The sequence below is a fragment of the Actinoplanes sp. NPDC051411 genome, assembly GCF_040682075.1.
GTDB lineage: Bacteria > Actinomycetota > Actinomycetes > Mycobacteriales > Micromonosporaceae > Actinoplanes.
Window position 1 is genome coordinate 1 of the sequence record NZ_JBFBAD010000180.1, and the last position, 17,958, is coordinate 17,958.

The window sequence follows — 17,958 nt, forward strand, 5'->3', positions numbered from 1 at the left end:
GGTTGGTGGTCGCGGCCACCCGCACGCCGTGCACCTTGTGCGCCCGTCGCTTCGACGCGCCTTCCTCCCCGGGGCGGGGGGCGGGGGGGGGGGGGGGGCCGCGGCCCACGGTGGGCCGTGACCGTCGCGGGCGCCGTGGGTGTCGGGCGGCGGCCGGGGGACGGCAATGGCAGGCTCGGCCGGTGATCGGCGATGAGCGGATCGAGGACGGGCTCGCGCCCCTGCGGCCGGTCGGCTACGGCAAGGTGCCGGTCGAGGGCAAGTGGCGGCACGCGCCGTTCGAGGACCGCGCCGTGGGAGACCGGCTCGTTGCGGTCCTGAGCATCGACCCGGGTGTGGCGCTGCTGGCCGTCGACCGCAACGGCGGCGAGATGCTGCTGATCGACGATGACGGCAGCGTCCAGCTCATCAACAGCTCCGTCGAATTGCTGGTGCGGTGCTCGGAGGCCTACCGCAAGGCTCGCCGTTCCGCCCGTCGAATCGAGGACGACGACGCGGCACTCGAGGAGCTGGCCGCCCGGACGCTGGCCGAGGTCGAGCAGCTCGACCCCGGCGCGACCCGCGACGAGAACCAGCTCTGGCCGTCCGCCATAGAGGAGATCGAATGCGGCATCTGAGCCGGAAGCGGCACATCAGCCGGGCTGCCCGCGCTCAAGAGCTCTCCGAAAGCGGCCGGCCGATCGGCGACGGCGCGATCTGCCCGCCCACCCCGCAGAGCCATTCGACCGGCCTCGTCTCCTGCCACCTCCCACACGCCGCGCTTCGCCTGCTTCCGGCACGTGTCATAGCCGATCCGGGCCGCCGCTTTCCTCCCCGTCCGGCCCTTCCCGCCGCCGTGCCAACGACGCCGCGCCGCACACTCGTCCCGCCGACCTGCTGGTCGTTCTGCCTGGGCGCGGAACGGGAACGGCGTGCCCGCCACAGGTCAGAGGGTGACCGCCTGGCGGGTTTGGGCCGCGTGCGGCACCGCCTCCAGCGTCGCCGCCCGCGCGACGGCGTCGGCGCGGCCGAAGGGCTGGGGGCCGTCGCCGGCTACGACCTGCTCGAAGGTGTCGAACTCGATGCGGTAGGCGTCATGCTCAAGGCGAACCGGACGTCGGGGTCGGCCGGGATGCGTTCGACCACGCCCTTGCGCGTCAACTCGATCTCACCGGCGGTGCACAGCCACGGCTCGGGAATGTGCAGGGCGCCCTCGGAGGCGACCACGTCGAGTTCGTCGGCTCGGGGGAGGTCGAGCACGCCGTCGGGGCATTGCAGGACGCCGCCGAGGCGGGTGTCGACCTGTTCGAAGACGGCGCCGGCCGTGAGCCGGACGGGGTCGCCGCCGAAGAGGCGGATCGCGCTCACGCAATAGCAGCCGAGGTCGCCCAGCGCGCCGCCGCCGAGCGACGGCGAGCGCCGGATGTCGCCCGGCCCGACCGCGACCCGCAACGCCGTCCGGATCACCGACGGTTGGCCGATCGCGCCGTCGGCGATCAGCCGCTGGGCGGTCAGGGCCTGCGGGTGGGTGCGCCACATGAAGCCCTCGGACACACCCGCCCGCCTCGGCCGCGTCGAAGCAGCTCGCCGCGTCGGCCGGTGACCAGGCGAACGGCTTCTCGCACAGCGCGTGCTTGGCCGCCCGGAGCGCCGCGACCGTCCGCGACGTGTGCATCGAGGCGGGCAGGGCGATGCAGACCGCGTCGATTTTCGTCGCTGGCCAGCATCGCGGCGTAGTCGGCGAAGGTGCGCTCGATGCCGGTCGAGGCCGCGAAGGCCGCGGCGCGTGCGGGGTCGCGCCCGGCGACGGCCCGGAACCGGCCCGGGTTGGCCGCGGTGACGACCTTGGCGATGCTCGCCGTGGACAGCACGCCCCATCGGAGGCCGCTCACACGCCCGCCTTCTCGCCGGCCGCGATCAGCTGCTGGGCCGCGAACCGCAGGCCCTCGATCTGGTCGAGCTCGGTGTCCTCGTGCTCGATGTTGACCGCCATGTCGGCGTCGACCGCCTTCAGCGCCTGCAGGAACGGCACCCAGAACTCGTCGCCGTGCCCCCGGCCGACGGCCACGAACTGCCAGGACGGACGCTCGGGCCACTGGTTGAGCGTGTTGTGGCCGCCCAGGTTGAGCGGGTTCCGCGCGGCCGGCGTGCGCGTGAACCGGTCGTCGAGCACCCCGAACAGGCGAACGTTGTCCTGGTTGATCCGGGTGTCCTTGGCCGCGGCGTGGAAGACCAGGTCGCCCAGGTATTCGATTGCCGCCACCGGGTCGATGCCCTGCCAGAACAGGTGGCTCGGGTCCATCTCGGCGCCGACGTGGGTCGCGCCGGTCTGCTCGACCAGGCGCCGCAGCGTGGGCGGGTTGAACACCAGGTTGTGCGGGTGCATCTCGATGCAGACCTTGACGTCGGCGGCGGCCGCCCGGGCCTGGATGTCTTTCCAGAACGGGATCGCCACCTCGTTCCACTGGTGGTCGAGGACGTCGAGCCACTGGCTGTCCCACGGGTTGACCACCCAGTTGGCGGCCGTGGCGCCGGGGTGGCCGCCGGGCAGGCCCGACATGGTCACGACGCGCTTGACTCCGAGCAGGGCGGCCACCTCGATCGTGCGGCGCAGGTCGGCGGCGTGCCGGGGACCGACCAGCGGGTCGGGGTTGAGCGGGTTGCCGTTGACGTTGAACCCGGTCAGCGTGTTGCCGGCCTGGGCGAAGCGGCCCAGGTAGTCTTCGCGGGCTCCGGCGCTGGCCAGGATGTCGTCGATCGGGATGTGCGGGGCGGCGATGAAGCCACCCGTGTTGATCTCGGCGCTGGTCAGGCCGAGTTCGCCCAGGATCTTCAGCGTCTCGTCGAGGGAACGGTCGTGCAGGCAGGCGGTGTAGGCACCGAGCTTCATGGGGGAACCCTTCAGAGCAGGACGGGCTTGTCGGTGGCGGCGACGACCGCCTCGAGGACGCGCAGGTTATGCAGGCCGTGGGCCATGTCGGGGCAGGGCGGCAGGTCGGAGAGGCCGGCGATCTGGTCGAGGAACGCCCGGGCCTGATAGACGAAGAAGTCGTTCTGCCCGTGGCCGACGGTCGGGAAATCCATCGGGAGGCCCTGCTTGAGATAGGGGTGGGACGGGCCGGCGAAGACGGTGCGCACCCCGTCGGGCGCGGTGTCGTCGACGATGCTGAACTCGGCCGGACGGGTCATCTCGAACGACGCGGTGCCGCGCTCGCAGAAGACGGTGAACTTCAGCGTGTTGGCATGCCCGTACGCCACGCGGGACAGCGAGAACGTGCCCAGCGCACCGCCGGCATAGCTGGTGGTGAAGGTGCAGACGTCCTCGTTTTCCACCGGGAGGCGCTCCTCGCTGAGCTCGACCCCGCCGGCGTGGCCCATCGCGACGCCGAGCGCGCGCGGACGGTCCTTGACCAGGGTCGCCATCGCCGTGCCCTGCACGCCCGTGGTCTCGCCGCAGAAGAACTCGGCCAGGTCGACCAGGTGGCTGCCGATGTCGGCGAGGACGCCCGAGCCGGGACCGCCCTGGTAGCGCCAGCTCATCGGGCGCTGCGGGTCGCACCCGTAGTCGCACCAGTAGTCGCCGACGAAGCTGCGCACCGGGCCGAGCGCCGCCTCGACGTGCTGCTTGACGGCGTTGATCGCGGGGGAGCGGCGGAAGGTGAAGCCGACCGCGTTGACCCGGCCGGGCGCGGCGGCGGCCGCGTCGACCATCGCCTGGGCGTCGGTGACGCTCGGGGCGAGCGGCTTCTCGCAGAGCACGTGCTTGCCGGCGGCCAGAGCCGCCTCGACGATCTCGCGGTGCAGGTTGTTGGCGACCGCGACGCTGACCGCGTCGACGTCGGGCGCGTCGATCACCGCCCGCCAGTCGGTCTCGGCCCGCTCGAAGCCGTAGCGCGTGGCGGCGTCGGCCGCGAACGGCTGGTGAAGGTCGGCGACGGCGACCAGCCGAGGGACCGGCCTGTCCAGAGAGAACACGGTGGAGGCGTTGCGGTAGGCGTTGGCGTGCGCCCGGCCGACCATGCCGGCACCGATGACGGCCACGCCGATGGGGGAGGGAGTCATGAGGAACCGCCTCTTTAAAGCGCTTTAAGTCCCTGTACTATCCAAGTCGATCTCGATTGATGTCAAGGGGGTGCGGAGGTGGATCAACGACCGCGTCTGGAGGACGTGGCCACCCGGGTCGGCGTCTCCACCGCCTCGGTCTCGCTCGTCCTGCGCGGGGTGCCCGGCCCGAGCGCCGAGACCCGGGAAAAGGTGCTGGCCGCCGCGGCCGAGCTGGGTTATCGCGCCGACCGCACCGCCAGCCTGCTCGCCCGGCGTCGCCGGCATCTGCTCGGCGTGATGATGGACGTGCTCAACCCGTTCCACGCCGAGCTCGTCGAGGAGATCCAGGTCGAGGCGGCCCGGGCGGGCTACGAGGTCGTGCTGGCCACGCTCACCCGCGACCACGACGAGAACCGGGCGATCGAGACGCTGCTCGATTTCCGGTGCGAGGCGCTGATCCTGCTCGGGACCGACGCCTCGGAGGAGCGGCTGGACGAGCTGGCCGCGCAGGCGGCGTGCATCGTGGTCGGCCGCACGGCCGGCCGGGCCCGAGTCGACGCGGTGCGCTCGGCCGACGACGTCGGCGTCGACGCGGCCCTCGATCATCTGATCGGTCTCGGTCATCGGCGCATCGCGTTCGTCGACGGCGGATCGGGCGAGGTGGCCGACGCTCGGCGCCGGGGTTACCGGCGGGCGATGCGCCGGGCCGGCCTCGATCCGCGGGTTCTGCGGGGCGATCACACCGAGGCGGGCGGCATCCGCGCCGGGCGGCGGCTGGCGGCGGCCGACGACCGGCCTACGGCGGTCGTGGCCTCCAACGACCGCCTCGCGGTCGGGCTCATGGATGCGTTTCTACGGTCCGGCATCGAGGTGCCCGAGGCCGTTTCGGTTGTCGGGTACGACGATTCCACGCTCGCCCGGCTGGCCCACATCGACCTGACCTCGGTCAATCAGGATGCCCCGTCGCAGGCGCGGCAGGCCGTGCTCGCCGCGGTCACCCGGCTCGACGGGGGCCGCACCACGCGCGAGGAGATCGTGCTGGTGCCCCGTCTCGTCGTGCGCGGGAGCACCGCCCCGCCCTAACCGCAGCTCAGGATGCCGGCCTTCGCCTTGGCCCGCAGCACGTGGGTCGCGGCGTCGGTCAGCCGCTTCTTGAACGCGGCGTCACCCCGGGCCTTCGTCATCAGCGCCGACGCCATCGGGGCCGCGTCCGACGGCTTGATCGAGAGGACGACGTCGCCGCCGGCGGCCACGAAGCGTACGGCTCTCTGACCCGCCGGCGTGCCGGCGACGGCGACCGCCGCGCCCAGGTCATCCGACATGACCAGGCCCTGGAAACCGAGCTTGTCGCGCAGCAGGCCGGTGATGATCGACGGTGAGAAGGCCGCGATGTTCTTCGGATCGAGGTGCGGATAGGACGCCGAGGAGATCATCACGCCGGCCGATCCGGCCTGGATGCCGGCCGCGAACGGCTGCAGGTAGGGGTCGTCGGCGTCGGTTGTGGAGTCGACCGCCTTGGCCGAGACGTCGGTGTTGGCGTGCACCCGCCCGAGCCCGGGGAAGTGTTTGAGAACGGTCATCACGCCGGCGTCCTGGGAGGCGCCGACGACCGTACGGATCGAGGCCGCGACCTTCTTCGGGTCGGAACCGAACTGCCGGTCGAAGCCGCCGATCGGCGGGTTGCCGTCGCCCAGCCCGGCCGGGACCGTGTCGGCGACCGGCGCGAGGTCGATCGTGACGCCGATGCCGGCCAGCCGGTGCGCGCTGTCGGCGGTGGTGTCGCGGATCGTGGCGGTCGACTCGCCGCCCAGCTTGAGCGCCGACGGCAGGCGGGGGAAGTCGGCGCCCTTGAGCGTCTGCACCTGGCCGCCCTCCTGATCGAGGGAGATCAGCAGCGGCACCGGGGAGCGTTTCTGCAGCCCGGCGATGCCGGAGCGCAGTTGCGACGCCGGTTCGGTGCTGCGGCCGTGCAGGAAGACGCCGCCCAGGTGATAGCGCGCGACCGTGTCGCCGAGGCCGCTCGGGGCGTCGACCGCGGTGCCGATCATCAGCACCTGGCCGGCCCGCTCGAACAGCGACATGCCGTCGACCGTCTGCGTGACGCAGTCGGCCGGGGGCTTGGACGACGGCGGCGGAGATGGTGAAGGGGACGGCGCCGAACTGGGCACGACACTGGGCACGACAGCGGCCGAGGCCGGAGCCGCGGCCGGCTTCGGATCATCGGCGCCGCCGATCCGCGAGACGCCGAGCACGGCGGCCACGATCACCGCCAGCGCGCCACCGATCCACCATCGCCGTTTGTCAACTGCCGTCCGGAACGTCATCGGGGCACAGGCTACTGGGTCGGCGCACTCCGCCTACGACCGGCGGAGGTCGACTATCCGCCGCATCTTGCCCATCGAACGTTCGACACCGTCCGGTTCTATGACCTCCACGCGTACGGAAATTCCGATGTTGTTCTTGATCGCGGTGGCCAGATCGTGGCCCGCGGCCTCGGCCCCCTCGGGGTTTGTCCCGGTCCGGCGCTCGACCTTGACCGTGAGCGCGTCGAGGCGCCCGTCGCGGCTGAGCACGCACTGGAAATGTGGCGCGAGGGCCGGCGTGCGCAGGATCAGCTCCTCGATCTGGGTCGGGAAGACGTTGACCCCGCGCAGGATGATCATGTCGTCGCTGCGTCCGGTGATCTTCTCGATCCGGCGCATCGGCCGGGCGGTGCCGGGCAGGAGCCGGGTGAGGTCGCGGGTGCGGTAGCGCACGACCGGCATGGCCTGCTTGGTCAGCGAGGTGAAGACCAGCTCCCCGATCTTCCCGTCGGGCAGCACCTCGCCGGTCACCGGGTCGATGATCTCCGGGTAGAAGTGGTCCTCCCAGATGTGCAGGCCGTCCTTGGTCTCGATGCACTCGTTGGCCACACCGGGGCCCATCACCTCGGACAGGCCGTAGATGTCGAGCGCGTGCATGTCGAGCCGGCCCTCGATCTCGGTGCGCAGGTCCTGGGTCCAGGGCTCGGCGCCGAAGATCCCGACCTGCAGCGACGTGGCCCGCGGGTCGACGCCCTGGCGTTCCATCTCGTCGACGATCGCCAGCATGTAGCTCGGCGTCACCATGATGATCTCGGGCTCGAAGTCGCGGATCAGCCTGACCTGCCGCTCGGTCATGCCGCCGGACACGGGGATGACCGTGCACCCGAGCTCCTCGGCGCCGTAGTGTGCGCCCAGGCCGCCGGTGAAGAGCCCGTAACCGTACGCGACGTGCACGCGGTCGCCCGGCCGGCCGCCCGAGGCGCGGATCGAGCGCGCCATCAGCCGGGCCCACGTCTTCAGGTCGTCCTTCGTATATCCGACCACGGTCGGCTGCCCGGTGGTGCCCGACGAGGCGTGCACCCGCGACACCTGCTCGCGCGGCACCGCGAACATGCCGAACGGGTAGTTGCCCCGCAGCACCGCCTTGTCGGTGAACGGGAACCTCGCCAGATCACCGAGTTCGCGCAGGTCGTCGGGGTGCACCTGCCGCTCGTCGAACATCTTGCGGTAGGGCGCCACGTTGTCGTAGGCGTGCCGTAGCGACCAGCGCAGCCGTTCCAGCTGGAGTGCGCGCAGCTCGTCGATCGAGGCCCGCTCGATCGGTTCCAGATCTTCCGGTCGGGGGACGCGGTCCTGCATTTCCGTTGCTCCTTTACACCCGCAGTCCTTCGAAGGCGATGGTGGCGACCGCGTCGGCCATGGCCTGGGCGCTGCCGCGATGAGGGCGATACCACTCGGTGAGCGAGTTGACCATGCCGAACAGCAGGCGGGCGGCGGTCGCCGGGTCGACGTCGGGGCGCACCGAGCCCTCGGCCTGCGCCTGCTTGACGAGATCGGTGACGATCCCGTCGAAGATCCGGCGCCGGGCGAGCGCGTGCTGCTCGACGGCGGTGTTGCCGCGCACGCGCAGCAGCAGCGTGACGAACTCGAAGCGCTCGTCGAGCACGAGCACGCTGCGCCGTATCAGCTGCTCGAGCCTCTTGATCGCCGGCCCGTCGAGGGACTTCACATCTTCGGCCGCCTCGAAGAGCCCGTCCACCGCCCGGTCCACCGCCATCTGCAGCAAGTGCTCTTTGCCGTTGATGTGGTGGTAGACGCTCGATTTCGTGATGCCGAGGGACTCGGCGATGTCGAACATGCTGGTCGCGTCGTAGCCGTGCTCGTTGAACAGCCGCACGGCCGCGTTGAGCACGGCATCCTGGTCATGACCGGGCCGGCCGCGCCGGCGGGGAGCGGTCACGGCTTTTCCTCCGCCGTTTCGTCCGCTTTCTTCCCCGCCTCTTTCGCCGTCGCGAGCTGCCGGCTCCGGCCGCGGAACTCGGCGACTACGTCGCCATCGCAGGTCACGGTCACGTCATAGATCCCGCTGCGACCTCTGGTCACCCTCTCCTGCGCGTACGCCGTGAGGACGTCGCCTTCGCGCGTCGGAGTGAGAAAGGAAATGTCGGCCCCAGCCGCTACGGTCACCGGGCCGTGGCTGTTGCACGCGCACGCGAACGCGGTGTCGGCGAGGAGGAAGACGAACCCACCATGTGTCATCCCGTGTCCGTTGACCATCTCGGCGGTCACCCGCATCCGCGCCGTGGCCTGCCCGTCGGCGGCCTCGAGCAGCTCGATGCCGAGCGCCTTGGAGGCGGTGTCCCGGTCGAACATGGCGTGAGCGGTTCCGGGTTGGCCGATGGAGTGTGCCACGCTTCCTCCCCGGGGTTGATTACCGACCGAACGGACGGTAGATAATGAGGACAGCCAACCGCAATGGAGCGCAGATGACAACCCCCGCCGAGTTGTTCCAGACGCATCGCGAGCTGATCGATCGCGCGATCCGGGCCGCCGCCGACCGTGACTACTGGTCGGCCTTCCCCGAGTCGCCGAGCAAGTCCGTCTACGGTGAAGAGGCCGCTCCGGCCGGCGAGCAGGCGTTCACCGCGCTGCTCGGCAAGACGTTCCCGATCGACGTGCCGGGCGCCTCCGGCACGGTGTCCACCGAGCGCTCGCCGTTCGGCCTCGAGCTGGGCGTCAGCTATCCCAAGGCCGACCCGCTCGCCCTGGTCGCGGCCGCCCGCGCCGCCACTCCGGGCTGGCGCGCCGCCGGTCCCGAGGGCCGGGCCGGCGTCGCGGTCGAGATCATCAAGCGCGTCAACGGCCGCATCTACGAGATGGCCCACGCCGTGCAGCACACCACCGGCCAGGCCTTCGTGATGGCGTTCCAGGCCGGCGGCGCCCACGCGCAGGACCGCGCGCTCGAGGCGGTGGCCTGCGCCCTGGCCGCCGCCACCCGCCTGCCCGGCAACGCCGCCTGGGCCAAGCCGCAGCGCGGCACCGACCCGCTGAGCCTGGCCAAGACCAGCACCGTCGTCGGCCGCGGCGTCGGCCTGGTCATCGGCTGCACCACGTTCCCCACCTGGAACAGCTATCCCGGCCTGTTCGCCAGCCTGGTCACCGGCAACCCGGTGATCGTCAAGCCGCACCCGGGCGCGATCCTGCCGCTCGCCATCACCGTCCAGGTCGCGCGCGAGGTGCTGGCCGAGGCCGGGCTCAACCCCGACGTGGTCACACTCGCGGTCGAGGAGCCGGGCGACGGCATCGCGGCCACCCTGGCCACCCACCCCGACGTGCGCATCGTCGACTTCACCGGCTCCAGCGAGTTCGGCAACTGGCTCGAGGCCAACGCGCGCCAGGCCGTGGTCTACACCGAGAAGTCGGGGCTCAACACCGTCATCGTCGACTCGACCGACGACTACAAGGGCATGCTGCGCAACCTGGCGTTCTCGCTGTCGCTCTACAGCGGCCAGATGTGCACGACGCCGCAAAACCTGCTGGTCCCGTCGGCCGGCATCGAGACCGACGCCGGGCACCGCGGCGTCGACGAGTTCGGCGCCGACCTCGCCGGGGCGCTCGACAAGCTGCTCGGCGACCCCAGGCGCGCGGCCGGCACGCTCGGCGCGATCGTCAACGACGGCGTGCTGAGCCGCCTGACCGAGGCCGGCACCGCGGCCACCGTGGTGCACCCGTCGGCCGAGGTCGCCGACGAGCAGTGGCCCGGCGCGACCGTCCGCACTCCCGTCGTCGTGCGGCTCGACGCGGCCGACGACAAGACCTACACCCGCGAGTGGTTCGGCCCGGTCTCGTTCCTCATCGAGACGGCGTCGACCGAGGACAGCCTGCGGATCTTCGTCGAGACCGTGCGCGCGCACGGCGCGCTGACCGCCGCGGTCTACTCGTCCTCACCCGAGGTGATCGAGGCCGCCCGCGAGGCCGCCCTCGACGCGGGTGTCCACCTGTCGGAAAACCTCAACGGCGGCGTCTTCGTCAACCAGACCGCCGCCTTCAGCGACCTGCACGGCACCGGGGCCAACCCGGCCGCCACCGCCTCGCTGACCGACGACTACTTCGTCTCCGGCCGCTTCTTCACCCTGCAGTCGCGCCACCACGTCCCGGCGGTGGGCACCGATGCCTGAGGCCTTCCTCGTCGGTGGCGTCCGCACCCCCCAGGGCAAATACGGCGGGGTCCTCGCCGGTGTGCGCCCCGACGACCTCGCGGCGCTGGTCGTCCGCGAGGCCGTCGCCCGCGCCGGCGTGCCCGCCGAGGCGATCGACGAGGTGGTGCTCGGCGCGGCCAACCAGGCCGGGGAGGACAACCGCAACGTCGCCCGCATGGCCGTGCTGCTGGCCGGCCTGCCCGACACCGTCCCGGGCTACACGGTCAACCGCCTCTGCGCGAGCGGGCTGACCGCGATCGCCTCGGCCGCCAACGCCGTACGCGCCGGGGAGGCCGACCTGGTCGTGGCCGGCGGCGTCGAGTCGATGACCCGGGCACCGTGGGTCATGCAGAAGCCGGGCACCCCGTGGGCCCGTCCCGGCGAGGTGGTCGACACGTCGCTCGGCTGGCGCTTCACCAACCCGCGGTTCACCGAGCACGACCGGGCGGCCGGCCACACCCCGGACGACCGCCGGGTCACGCTCACCATGGGCGAGACGGCCGAGGAGGTCGCGACCCTCGACGGCATCACCCGCGAGGAGAGTGACGCGTTCGCCCTCCGCAGCCACCAGCGCGCGGTCGCCGCGATCGACGCCGGCCGCTTCGACGCCGAGATCGTCCCGGTCGGCGACGTGACCACCGACGAGATCCCGCGCCGCGGCTCGACCTTGGAGAAGCTGGCCGGTCTCAAGCCGGTCTTCCGCTCCGGCGGCGTGGTCACGGCCGCCTCGTCGTCCCCGCTCTCCGACGGCGCGGCCGCCCTGGTCGTGGCCAGCGGCGAGGCGGTCGAGCGCTACGGCCTGACCCCGCGCGCCCGGGTCGTCACGTCGGCCAGCGCCGGCGTGCCGCCCCAGATCATGGGCCTGGGCCCGGTGCCGGCCACCGAAAAGGCCCTGGCCCGCGCCGGCTGGGCCGCCGGCGACCTCGACGCGGTCGAGCTCAACGAGGCCTTCGCGGTCCAGTCCCTGGCCGTGATCCGCCGCCTGAAGCTCGGCGAGGCCCGGGTCAACGCCGACGGCGGCGCCATCGCCCTCGGTCACCCCCTCGGCTGCTCCGGCGCCCGCCTCACCGTCACTCTGCTCGGCCGCATGGAACGCGAGTCGGCCCGCCGCGGCCTGGCCACCCTCTGCGTCGGCGTAGGCCAGGGCGTAGCCATGCTCCTGGAGCGCCCGTGACCACCCCGCCACCGCCCGACGCGGCACTCGCCCGCTCCCGGCCCGTCGCGGCGGCCCGGGTCCGGGCTGACGCGGCGGGTGCCGGCGCTTTGGGGGTGCGGTCGTGAGCGGCACGCTGGTGGTTGAGGAGGCGGCCGACCGGGTGGTCGTCACGCTGCGGCGGCCCGAGGCGCGGAACGCGATCAATGCGGCCATGGTGCGGGAGTTGCATGAGGTGTGTGCGGTCCTGGAGGAGCAGCCGCGGCTGCTGCTCATCACCGGGGACGGCGGCACGTTCGCGGCCGGGGCCGACATCGGGGAGTTGCGGGAGCGCGGGCGCGACCAGGCGCTGCAGGGCATCAACAGCCGGCTCTTCGACCGCATCGCGCGGTTGCCGTTGCCGACGGTGGCGGCGGTCGACGGCTATGCGCTCGGCGGGGGCGCCGAGCTGACCTACGCCTGCGACATCCGGATCGCCTCGCCGGCCGCGGTCTTCGGCAACCCGGAGCCGGGCCTCGGTATTCTGGCCGCGGCCGGCGCGACCTGGCGGCTGCGCGAGCTGGTCGGGGCCTCGGTCGCCAAGCAGGTGCTGCTCGCCGGGCGGCGCCTCGACGCCGAGGAGGCGCACCGGCTCGGCCTGGTCGCCGAGGTGGTCCCGGCCGGCGAACTCCTCAAGCGGGCGCATTCGCTGCTCGACCGCATGGCCCGGTCGGGGCCGCTCGCGCTGCGCCTGACCAAGCTGGTCGCCGACGCGCCGGGCGCACACCCGCTGACCGACGACCTGGCCCAGGCCATTCTCTTCGAGTCCGACGACAAGCGGGCCCGCATGGACGCTTTCCTCTCCGGAGGCCGCTAGTGACGACGTTTCCCGCCCCGTCCGAGCCCGTTCCCGAGGCATCGACTACCGCAACCGAGTCGTCCGCTTCGGCGGCCGCGGCCGTGCCCAAGATTGTGGGGGTGATCGGCGGCGGGCGGATGGGATCCGGGATCGCCCAGGTCTTCGCCACGGCCGGGGCCGTGGTGTGCCTGGTCGAGCAGGATCGGGCGGCCGCGGCGGCGGCGCGCGACCGGGTCGCCATGGGGCTGCTGCGGGCCGGTGAGAAGGGCAAGTTGACCGAGTCGCCGGACGCCGTGCTCGAGCGGCTGACGTTGGTCGACGACGTCAGCGGGCTTCCGGTCGATGCCGATCTGGTTGTCGAGGCGGTGCCGGAGGACGCGGCGCTCAAGGTGCGGGTGCTGGCCGCGGCCGAGCGGTCGGTCGGCGAAGCCACCGTGCTGGCCACCAACACCAGCTCGCTGTCGATTGCCGGGCTGGCGGACGGGTTGGAGAGGCCGGAGCGGTTCGTCGGCATGCACTTCTTCAACCCGGTGCCGGCCAGTGCGCTCGTGGAGATCGTCGTCGGACCGCGTACGGCTGGAAGCGCGCGCGAAGCGGCGCGTGCGTGGGTCGCCGGGCTGGGTAAGACGGAGGTTGTAGTCCGTGATTCGCCGGGGTTCGCGACCAGCCGCCTCGGCGTGCTGCTCGGGCTGGAGGCGATGCGGATGCTTCAGGAGGGGGTGGCCGACGCGGCCGCGATCGACCGCGCGATGGAGCTGGGCTACCGGCATCCGATGGGGCCGCTGCGCTCCACCGACCTGGTCGGCCTCGACGTGCGGCTCGCCATCGCCGAGCACCTGCACCGTGAGCTGGGGGAGCGGTTCGAGCCGCCGCGGCTGCTGCGCGACAAGGTGGCCCGCGGTGAGCTGGGCCGCAAGACCGGCCAAGGGTTCTTCACCTGGGAGGCATCATGACCGATCTCGCGACCGGCGAGCGCACGTTCGCCGAGACGATCGAGAGGGACCAGCGGGTCGAGCCGCGCGACTGGATGCCGGACGGCTACCGCAAGACGATGATCCGGCAGATCGCGCAGCACGCGCACTCCGAGATCATCGGCATGCAGCCGGAAGGCGGCTGGATCACCCGCGCGCCCTCGCTGCGCCGCAAGGCGATCCTGCTGGCCAAGGTGCAGGACGAGGCCGGGCACGGGCTCTACCTCTACTCGGCGGCGGAGACGCTCGGCGCCGACCGGGGTGATCTCACCCGGCGGCTGATCGAGGGGCGGCAGAAGTACTCGTCGATCTTCAACTATCCGACGCTGTCGTTCGCCGATGTCGGAGTGATCGGCTGGCTGGTCGACGGGGCGGCGATCTGCAACCAGGTGCCGCTGTGCCGCAGCTCCTACGGGCCCTACGCGCGGGCGATGATCCGCATCTGCAAGGAGGAGTCCTTCCACCAGCGGCAGGGCTACGAGCTGCTGATGACCATGATGCGGGGCAGCGACGAGCAGCGCGCCATGGTGCAGGACGCGGTCGACCGCTGGTGGTGGCCGTCGCTGATGATGTTCGGGCCGCCGGACGCCGACTCGCCCAACAGCGCGCAGTCGATGGCTTGGCGGATCAAGCGGCACAGCAACGACGACCTGCGGCAGCGGTTCGTCGACATGAGCGCGCCGCAGGCCGAGGCGCTCGGTGTGACGCTGCCCGACCCGGCCCTGAAGTGGAACGCCGAGCGGGAGCACTACGACTTCGGCGCGATCGACTGGGACGAGTTCAAGAAGGTCATCTCCGGCGGCGGGCCGCTGAACCGGGAACGGATCGCGCACCGCAAGCGCGCCGACGACGAGGGAGCCTGGGTGCGCGAGGCGGCGGCTGCCCACGCGCGTAAACAGCGGGAAGGAGCGCGCGCATGAGCGACGACATCAAGCACGAGTGGCCGCTGTTCGAGGTGTTCGTGCGGGCCAAGCGAGGGCTCAACCACGTGCACGTCGGGTCGCTGCGAGCCGCCGACCACCAGATGGCGCTGCACCACGCCCGCGACCTCTACACGCGGCGCAACGAGGGCGTGAGCATCTGGGTCGTGCGCTCCGACGACGTGGTCTCGTCGGGGCCGGACGACAAGGAGGCGTTCTTCGAACCGAGTGGCGACAAGATGTACCGCCACCCGACGTACTACTCCATCCCCGACTCCGTCCCGCACATCTGAGGCGGCCATGTCCTTCGACGACGCGTACGAGGCACTGACCGATCACGATGACGACGCGCGCTGGGCGTACGGGACCGGGTTCTCCGACCCGATGGCCGGCGTGCCGACCGAGGTCCCTTCCGACGTGGACCGGGGCGACCTGATGGCCTACTGCCTGATGCTCGGCGACGACGCGCTGATCCTGTCGCACCGGTTGCAGCAGTGGGTGACCCGTGCGCCCGAACTGGAGGACGAGCTGGCGATCGCCAACATCGGGCTCGACCTGCTCGGGCAGGCGCGGCTCCTGCTCACCCGGGCCGGCGAGGTCGAGGGGGCGGGGCGGGGCGAGGACGCGCTGGCCTACCTGCGCGATCCGGGCGAGTTCCGGCACGTCGCGCTGGCCGAGGGCGAGGACGCCGACTTCGCCCACCTCGTGGCGCGGCTGCTGGTCTTCGCGACGTGGCGGCTCGCGCTGCTCGACCGGCTCACCGGGTCGCGCGACCCGGTGCTCGCGGCGATCGCGGCCAAGGGGGTCAAGGAGGTGACGTACCACCGGGAGTACGCGGCCCAGTGGGTCGTCCGGCTCGGCGACGGGACCGAGCTGTCCCATGAACGCATGCAGGCCGGGCTCGACGCGGTCTGGCCGCTGACCGCCGAGCTGTTCCGGCCGCACGCGATCGAGTCGCGGCTGGCCGCGGCCGGAGTCGCCGTCGACTCGTCGCGGCTTCGGGACGAGTTCGTGGCCGTGGTCGAACAGGTGCAGGAGGCGGCCACCCTGCGACACCCGGCCGACGGTGGCGTGGACACCAGCGGGCTCGAATCCGTCGGCGGGCGGGACGGGGTGCACGGGGAAAAGCTGGTCGCGATCCTCGAGGAGATGCAGGGGCTGGCGCGCGCGATGCCGGGGAGCACCTGGTGAGCGCGGTCGACATAGTGAGCGCGGCTGATGTGGTCGGCGCGGTGGCTGATCCGGAGCTGCCGATGCTGACGCTCGGTGACCTCGGGATCGTGCGGGACGTCCGGGACGGCGAGCAGGGGGTGGTCGTGACGATCACGCCTACGTACTCGGGGTGTCCGGCCATGGAGACGATCCGCGACGACATCGTCGGGGCGCTGCGGTCGGCCGGATTTGGGCGGGCCGAGGTGCGTACGGTCCTCGCGCCGGCCTGGAGCAGCGACTGGATCTCGGCGGCCGGGCGGGCGAAGCTCGCCGCGGCCGGCATCTCGCCGCCCGGCCCGGCGCCGCGCCGGGCGAGTGGGCCGGTTCCGCTGGTTCTGGGTACGCGGCCGGGCCTCGTGGCCTGCCCGAACTGTGGGCATCAGGAGACCGAGCGGATCGCCGCGTTCAGTGCGACCGCCTGCCGTGAGCTGCGGCGCTGCCCGGAGTGCCGGGAGCCGTTCGAGCACGTGAAGGAGATCTGACGTGGCGGTGCGGGGGTTCCACGAGCTGCGGGTCGCCGCGGTCGAGCGGCTGTGCGGCGACGCCGTCGCGGTCACCTTCGACGTGCCCGAAGAGTTGGCGGCCACGTTCGCCTTTCGGCCCGGTCAATCGTTGACGGTCCGCAAGACCGAGGAGCGGCGGTCCTACTCGATCTGTGCGCCGGCCGGGGCGCGGCCGCGGATCGGCGTCCGTGAGGTGCCGGGCGGGCTGGTGTCCGGCTGGCTCGTCAACGAGGTGCGGGTCGGCGACCGGGTCGAGGTGGCGCCGCCGTCGGGCACGTTCACGCCCGACCTGGAAGCCGGCGGGCGGCACGTGATGATCGCGGCGGGCTCGGGGATCACCCCGGTGATGTCGATCGCGGCGTCGCTGCTGCGCAATCCGAAGGCGCAGGTCAGCATCCTGTACGGCAACCGGCGGGCGGCGACCGTGATGTTCGCCGACGAGCTGGCCGACCTGAAGGACGCTCACCCGTCCCGGCTCGAACTGGTGCATCTGCTCTCCCGGGAGGCCCGCGAGGTCGACCTGCTCAGCGGGCGGCTCGACGCCGAGAAGCTGCGGACCCTGCTGCCGCTGCTGCTCGACGTGCCCGGGGTCGAGCACTGGTGGTTGTGCGGGCCGTTCGGCATGGTCACCGACGCGACCCAGGTGCTGAGCGAGGCCGGTGTGGCGCCCGAGCGGATCCACCGGGAGCTGTTCTGGGTCGACGAGGCGCCGCCCGAGCCGGTCCGCCCGGAGGATGCCCCGGCCGGGCCCGGCAGCGAGGTGACCGTGGTGCTCGACGGCCGGTCCACGACCGTGACCGTCCCGGAGGGCGCGACGGTTCTGGAGGGGGCGCAGCGGGTGCGGCCCGACCTGCCTTTCGCCTGCAAGGGTGGGGTGTGCGGCACGTGCCGGGCCCGGGTGCTCGACGGGGAGGTGGCGATGCGGCGCAACTTCGCGCTCGAGCCGGGCGAGTTGGCGGCCGGGTTCGTCCTGACCTGCCAGTCCAGGCCGACGACGGAGAAGGTGACCGTCACCTACGACGACTGACCCGCTCGACGCCCGGCCCGCGGGCGGCGCCGAGGGTCCGACCGAGGGCCGCGGACGGTTCGAACCGCGGGCGGGGCCGCCCAGGCCCGGTGTGGGTGAGCCGCGCGGGGCGAGCACCGTGCTGGGGGCGCGGTGCGGGTGGCTGCGCGTGGCCAGGCGCGGTGCCGAGGCGCGGTGCGGGTGGGCTGCGCGAGGCGCGGTGGCGGGTCGCGGTGCCGGTGGGCTGGGCAGGGCGAGGCGGGGCGCGATGCGGGTGGGCCGCCGCGGTGGCGTTGCGGTGCCGGTGAGCTGGGTGAGGCGCGGTGGCGGGTCGCGGTGCGGGTGGGCTGGGTGAGGCGCGGTGGCGGGTCGCGGTGCCGGTCGGCGAGGCGAGGCGAGGCGGGGCGCGATGCGGGTGGGCCGCCGCGGTGGCGAGGGCGCGGTGCGGGTGGCCGCACGGTAGCGGGGCGGATCCGGGCGGACTCCCGGGTGACGGAAGGCCATACGCGCGGGCGGAGACCGGCTGGGATGCGGGGCGTTCACTCGCGGGGGTCTGGTCTTCACCCGGGGGTGGGCGCGCCGACGGTTGCGACGTTTGCTGCGGCTTAGGGTCGGCGGGTGCCTTTCGCCCGTATTGCGACCGCCGTCACGGTGACCCTGCTGGTGGGGTTGGCCGGCTGCGGTCACGACCCGAAGCCCTCGACGGTTGCCGCGCCCGCGGCCGCGGTCACCGACGTACCCCTGGAAGGCCCGACCGGCGCGGCAGCCGGGACCGAACTGCCGCCGACGGCGCCGACGGCGGCGCGGGCGACGACGGCGACGAAGAAGCC

18 protein-coding genes and 2 pseudogenes are annotated in these 17,958 nt (G+C 72.4%); 12 read left to right on the forward strand and 8 right to left on the reverse strand.

The window, feature by feature from the left end; genetic code table 11:
• Window positions 1-182 precede the first annotated feature (182 nt).
• Entirely contained in the window at window positions 183-617 is a 435-nt protein-coding gene (locus AB0M88_RS48630; protein WP_364114310.1) for an SUKH-4 family immunity protein, read from the forward strand.
• 415 nt (window positions 618-1,032) lie between these two features.
• Here AB0M88_RS48630 and AB0M88_RS48635 read toward each other — a convergent pair whose 3' ends face one another.
• The 4 genes and pseudogenes from AB0M88_RS48635 to AB0M88_RS48650 form a co-directional block, all read right to left on the reverse strand.
• The gene (locus AB0M88_RS48635) at window positions 1,033-1,533 is read right to left on the reverse strand and encodes a hypothetical protein (RefSeq protein ID WP_364114312.1); all 501 of its coding nucleotides are present in this window, start codon (window positions 1,531-1,533) and stop codon (window positions 1,033-1,035) included.
• 55 nt (window positions 1,534-1,588) lie between these two features.
• A pseudogene (locus AB0M88_RS48640) lies at window positions 1,589-1,654 on the reverse strand (hypothetical protein); the annotation flags it as partial.
• Between the two features lie 213 nt (window positions 1,655-1,867).
• Window positions 1,868-2,869: a sugar phosphate isomerase/epimerase gene (locus AB0M88_RS48645; protein WP_364114314.1), complete on the reverse strand. Its 1,002-nt coding sequence runs from the start codon at window positions 2,867-2,869 to the stop codon at window positions 1,868-1,870.
• An 11-nt stretch (window positions 2,870-2,880) separates the two neighbouring features.
• Window positions 2,881-4,041 (reverse strand): Gfo/Idh/MocA family oxidoreductase, encoded by a 1,161-nt coding sequence (locus AB0M88_RS48650; RefSeq protein ID WP_364114316.1) that lies wholly within the window; start codon window positions 4,039-4,041, stop codon window positions 2,881-2,883.
• Window positions 4,042-4,119: 78 nt separating this feature from the next.
• Here AB0M88_RS48650 and AB0M88_RS48655 point away from each other — a divergent pair, with 78 nt between their 5' ends.
• A complete protein-coding gene (locus AB0M88_RS48655) occupies window positions 4,120-5,106 on the forward strand; it encodes a LacI family DNA-binding transcriptional regulator (RefSeq protein ID WP_364114318.1) in 987 nt (328 codons plus the stop codon).
• Here the strand turns inward: AB0M88_RS48655 and AB0M88_RS48660 are convergent.
• From AB0M88_RS48660 to paaI, 4 genes are read right to left on the reverse strand one after another with little or no spacing between them, the layout of a single operon-like run.
• Entirely contained in the window at window positions 5,103-6,347 is a 1,245-nt protein-coding gene (locus AB0M88_RS48660; protein ID WP_364114320.1) for a glycoside hydrolase family 3 N-terminal domain-containing protein, read from the reverse strand. The two genes, AB0M88_RS48655 and AB0M88_RS48660, sit on opposite strands and share 4 nt — an antisense overlap.
• A 33-nt stretch (window positions 6,348-6,380) precedes the next feature.
• Window positions 6,381-7,685, reverse strand: coding sequence for a phenylacetate--CoA ligase PaaK (gene paaK, locus AB0M88_RS48665; RefSeq protein ID WP_364114322.1), 1,305 nt, complete (start codon window positions 7,683-7,685; stop codon window positions 6,381-6,383).
• Window positions 7,686-7,698: 13 nt separating this feature from the next.
• Window positions 7,699-8,286, reverse strand: coding sequence for a TetR/AcrR family transcriptional regulator (locus AB0M88_RS48670; RefSeq protein ID WP_364114324.1), 588 nt, complete (start codon window positions 8,284-8,286; stop codon window positions 7,699-7,701).
• Window positions 8,283-8,699, reverse strand: coding sequence for a hydroxyphenylacetyl-CoA thioesterase PaaI (gene paaI / locus AB0M88_RS48675; protein WP_364114326.1), 417 nt, complete (start codon window positions 8,697-8,699; stop codon window positions 8,283-8,285). Before paaI ends, AB0M88_RS48670 begins: the two co-directional genes overlap by 4 nt.
• A 113-nt stretch (window positions 8,700-8,812) precedes the next feature.
• Here paaI and paaN point away from each other — a divergent pair, with 113 nt between their 5' ends.
• The 10 genes and pseudogenes from paaN to AB0M88_RS48725 all read left to right on the forward strand — a co-directional run.
• A complete protein-coding gene (gene paaN / locus AB0M88_RS48680) occupies window positions 8,813-10,504 on the forward strand; it encodes a phenylacetic acid degradation protein PaaN (protein ID WP_364114328.1) in 1,692 nt (563 codons plus the stop codon).
• The gene (locus AB0M88_RS48685; RefSeq protein WP_364114330.1) at window positions 10,497-11,699 is read left to right on the forward strand and encodes a thiolase family protein; all 1,203 of its coding nucleotides are present in this window, start codon (window positions 10,497-10,499) and stop codon (window positions 11,697-11,699) included. Before paaN ends, AB0M88_RS48685 begins: the two co-directional genes overlap by 8 nt.
• Window positions 11,700-11,802: 103 nt before the next feature.
• Window positions 11,803-12,534 (forward strand): enoyl-CoA hydratase/isomerase family protein, encoded by a 732-nt coding sequence (locus AB0M88_RS48690; RefSeq protein WP_364114332.1) that lies wholly within the window; start codon window positions 11,803-11,805, stop codon window positions 12,532-12,534.
• 83 nt (window positions 12,535-12,617) lie between these two features.
• Window positions 12,618-13,469 (forward strand): 3-hydroxyacyl-CoA dehydrogenase family protein, encoded by an 852-nt coding sequence (locus AB0M88_RS48695; protein ID WP_364114334.1) that lies wholly within the window; start codon window positions 12,618-12,620, stop codon window positions 13,467-13,469.
• A complete protein-coding gene (gene paaA, locus AB0M88_RS48700) occupies window positions 13,466-14,407 on the forward strand; it encodes a 1,2-phenylacetyl-CoA epoxidase subunit PaaA (RefSeq protein WP_364114336.1) in 942 nt (313 codons plus the stop codon). Before AB0M88_RS48695 ends, paaA begins: the two co-directional genes overlap by 4 nt.
• Window positions 14,404-14,700 (forward strand): 1,2-phenylacetyl-CoA epoxidase subunit PaaB, encoded by a 297-nt coding sequence (gene paaB, locus AB0M88_RS48705; protein WP_364114338.1) that lies wholly within the window; start codon window positions 14,404-14,406, stop codon window positions 14,698-14,700. Before paaA ends, paaB begins: the two co-directional genes overlap by 4 nt.
• A 91-nt stretch (window positions 14,701-14,791) precedes the next feature.
• Window positions 14,792-15,598, forward strand: coding sequence for a 1,2-phenylacetyl-CoA epoxidase subunit PaaC (paaC, locus tag AB0M88_RS48710; RefSeq protein ID WP_364114342.1), 807 nt, complete (start codon window positions 14,792-14,794; stop codon window positions 15,596-15,598).
• 11 nt (window positions 15,599-15,609) lie between these two features.
• Window positions 15,610-16,101 (forward strand): 1,2-phenylacetyl-CoA epoxidase subunit PaaD, encoded by a 492-nt coding sequence (gene paaD / locus AB0M88_RS48715; protein ID WP_364114344.1) that lies wholly within the window; start codon window positions 15,610-15,612, stop codon window positions 16,099-16,101.
• 1 nt (window position 16,102) lies between these two features.
• The gene (paaE, locus tag AB0M88_RS48720; protein ID WP_364114340.1) at window positions 16,103-17,149 is read left to right on the forward strand and encodes a 1,2-phenylacetyl-CoA epoxidase subunit PaaE; all 1,047 of its coding nucleotides are present in this window, start codon (window positions 16,103-16,105) and stop codon (window positions 17,147-17,149) included.
• 597 nt (window positions 17,150-17,746) lie between these two features.
• Window positions 17,747-17,958 (forward strand): annotated as a pseudogene (locus AB0M88_RS48725) (hypothetical protein); the annotation flags it as partial.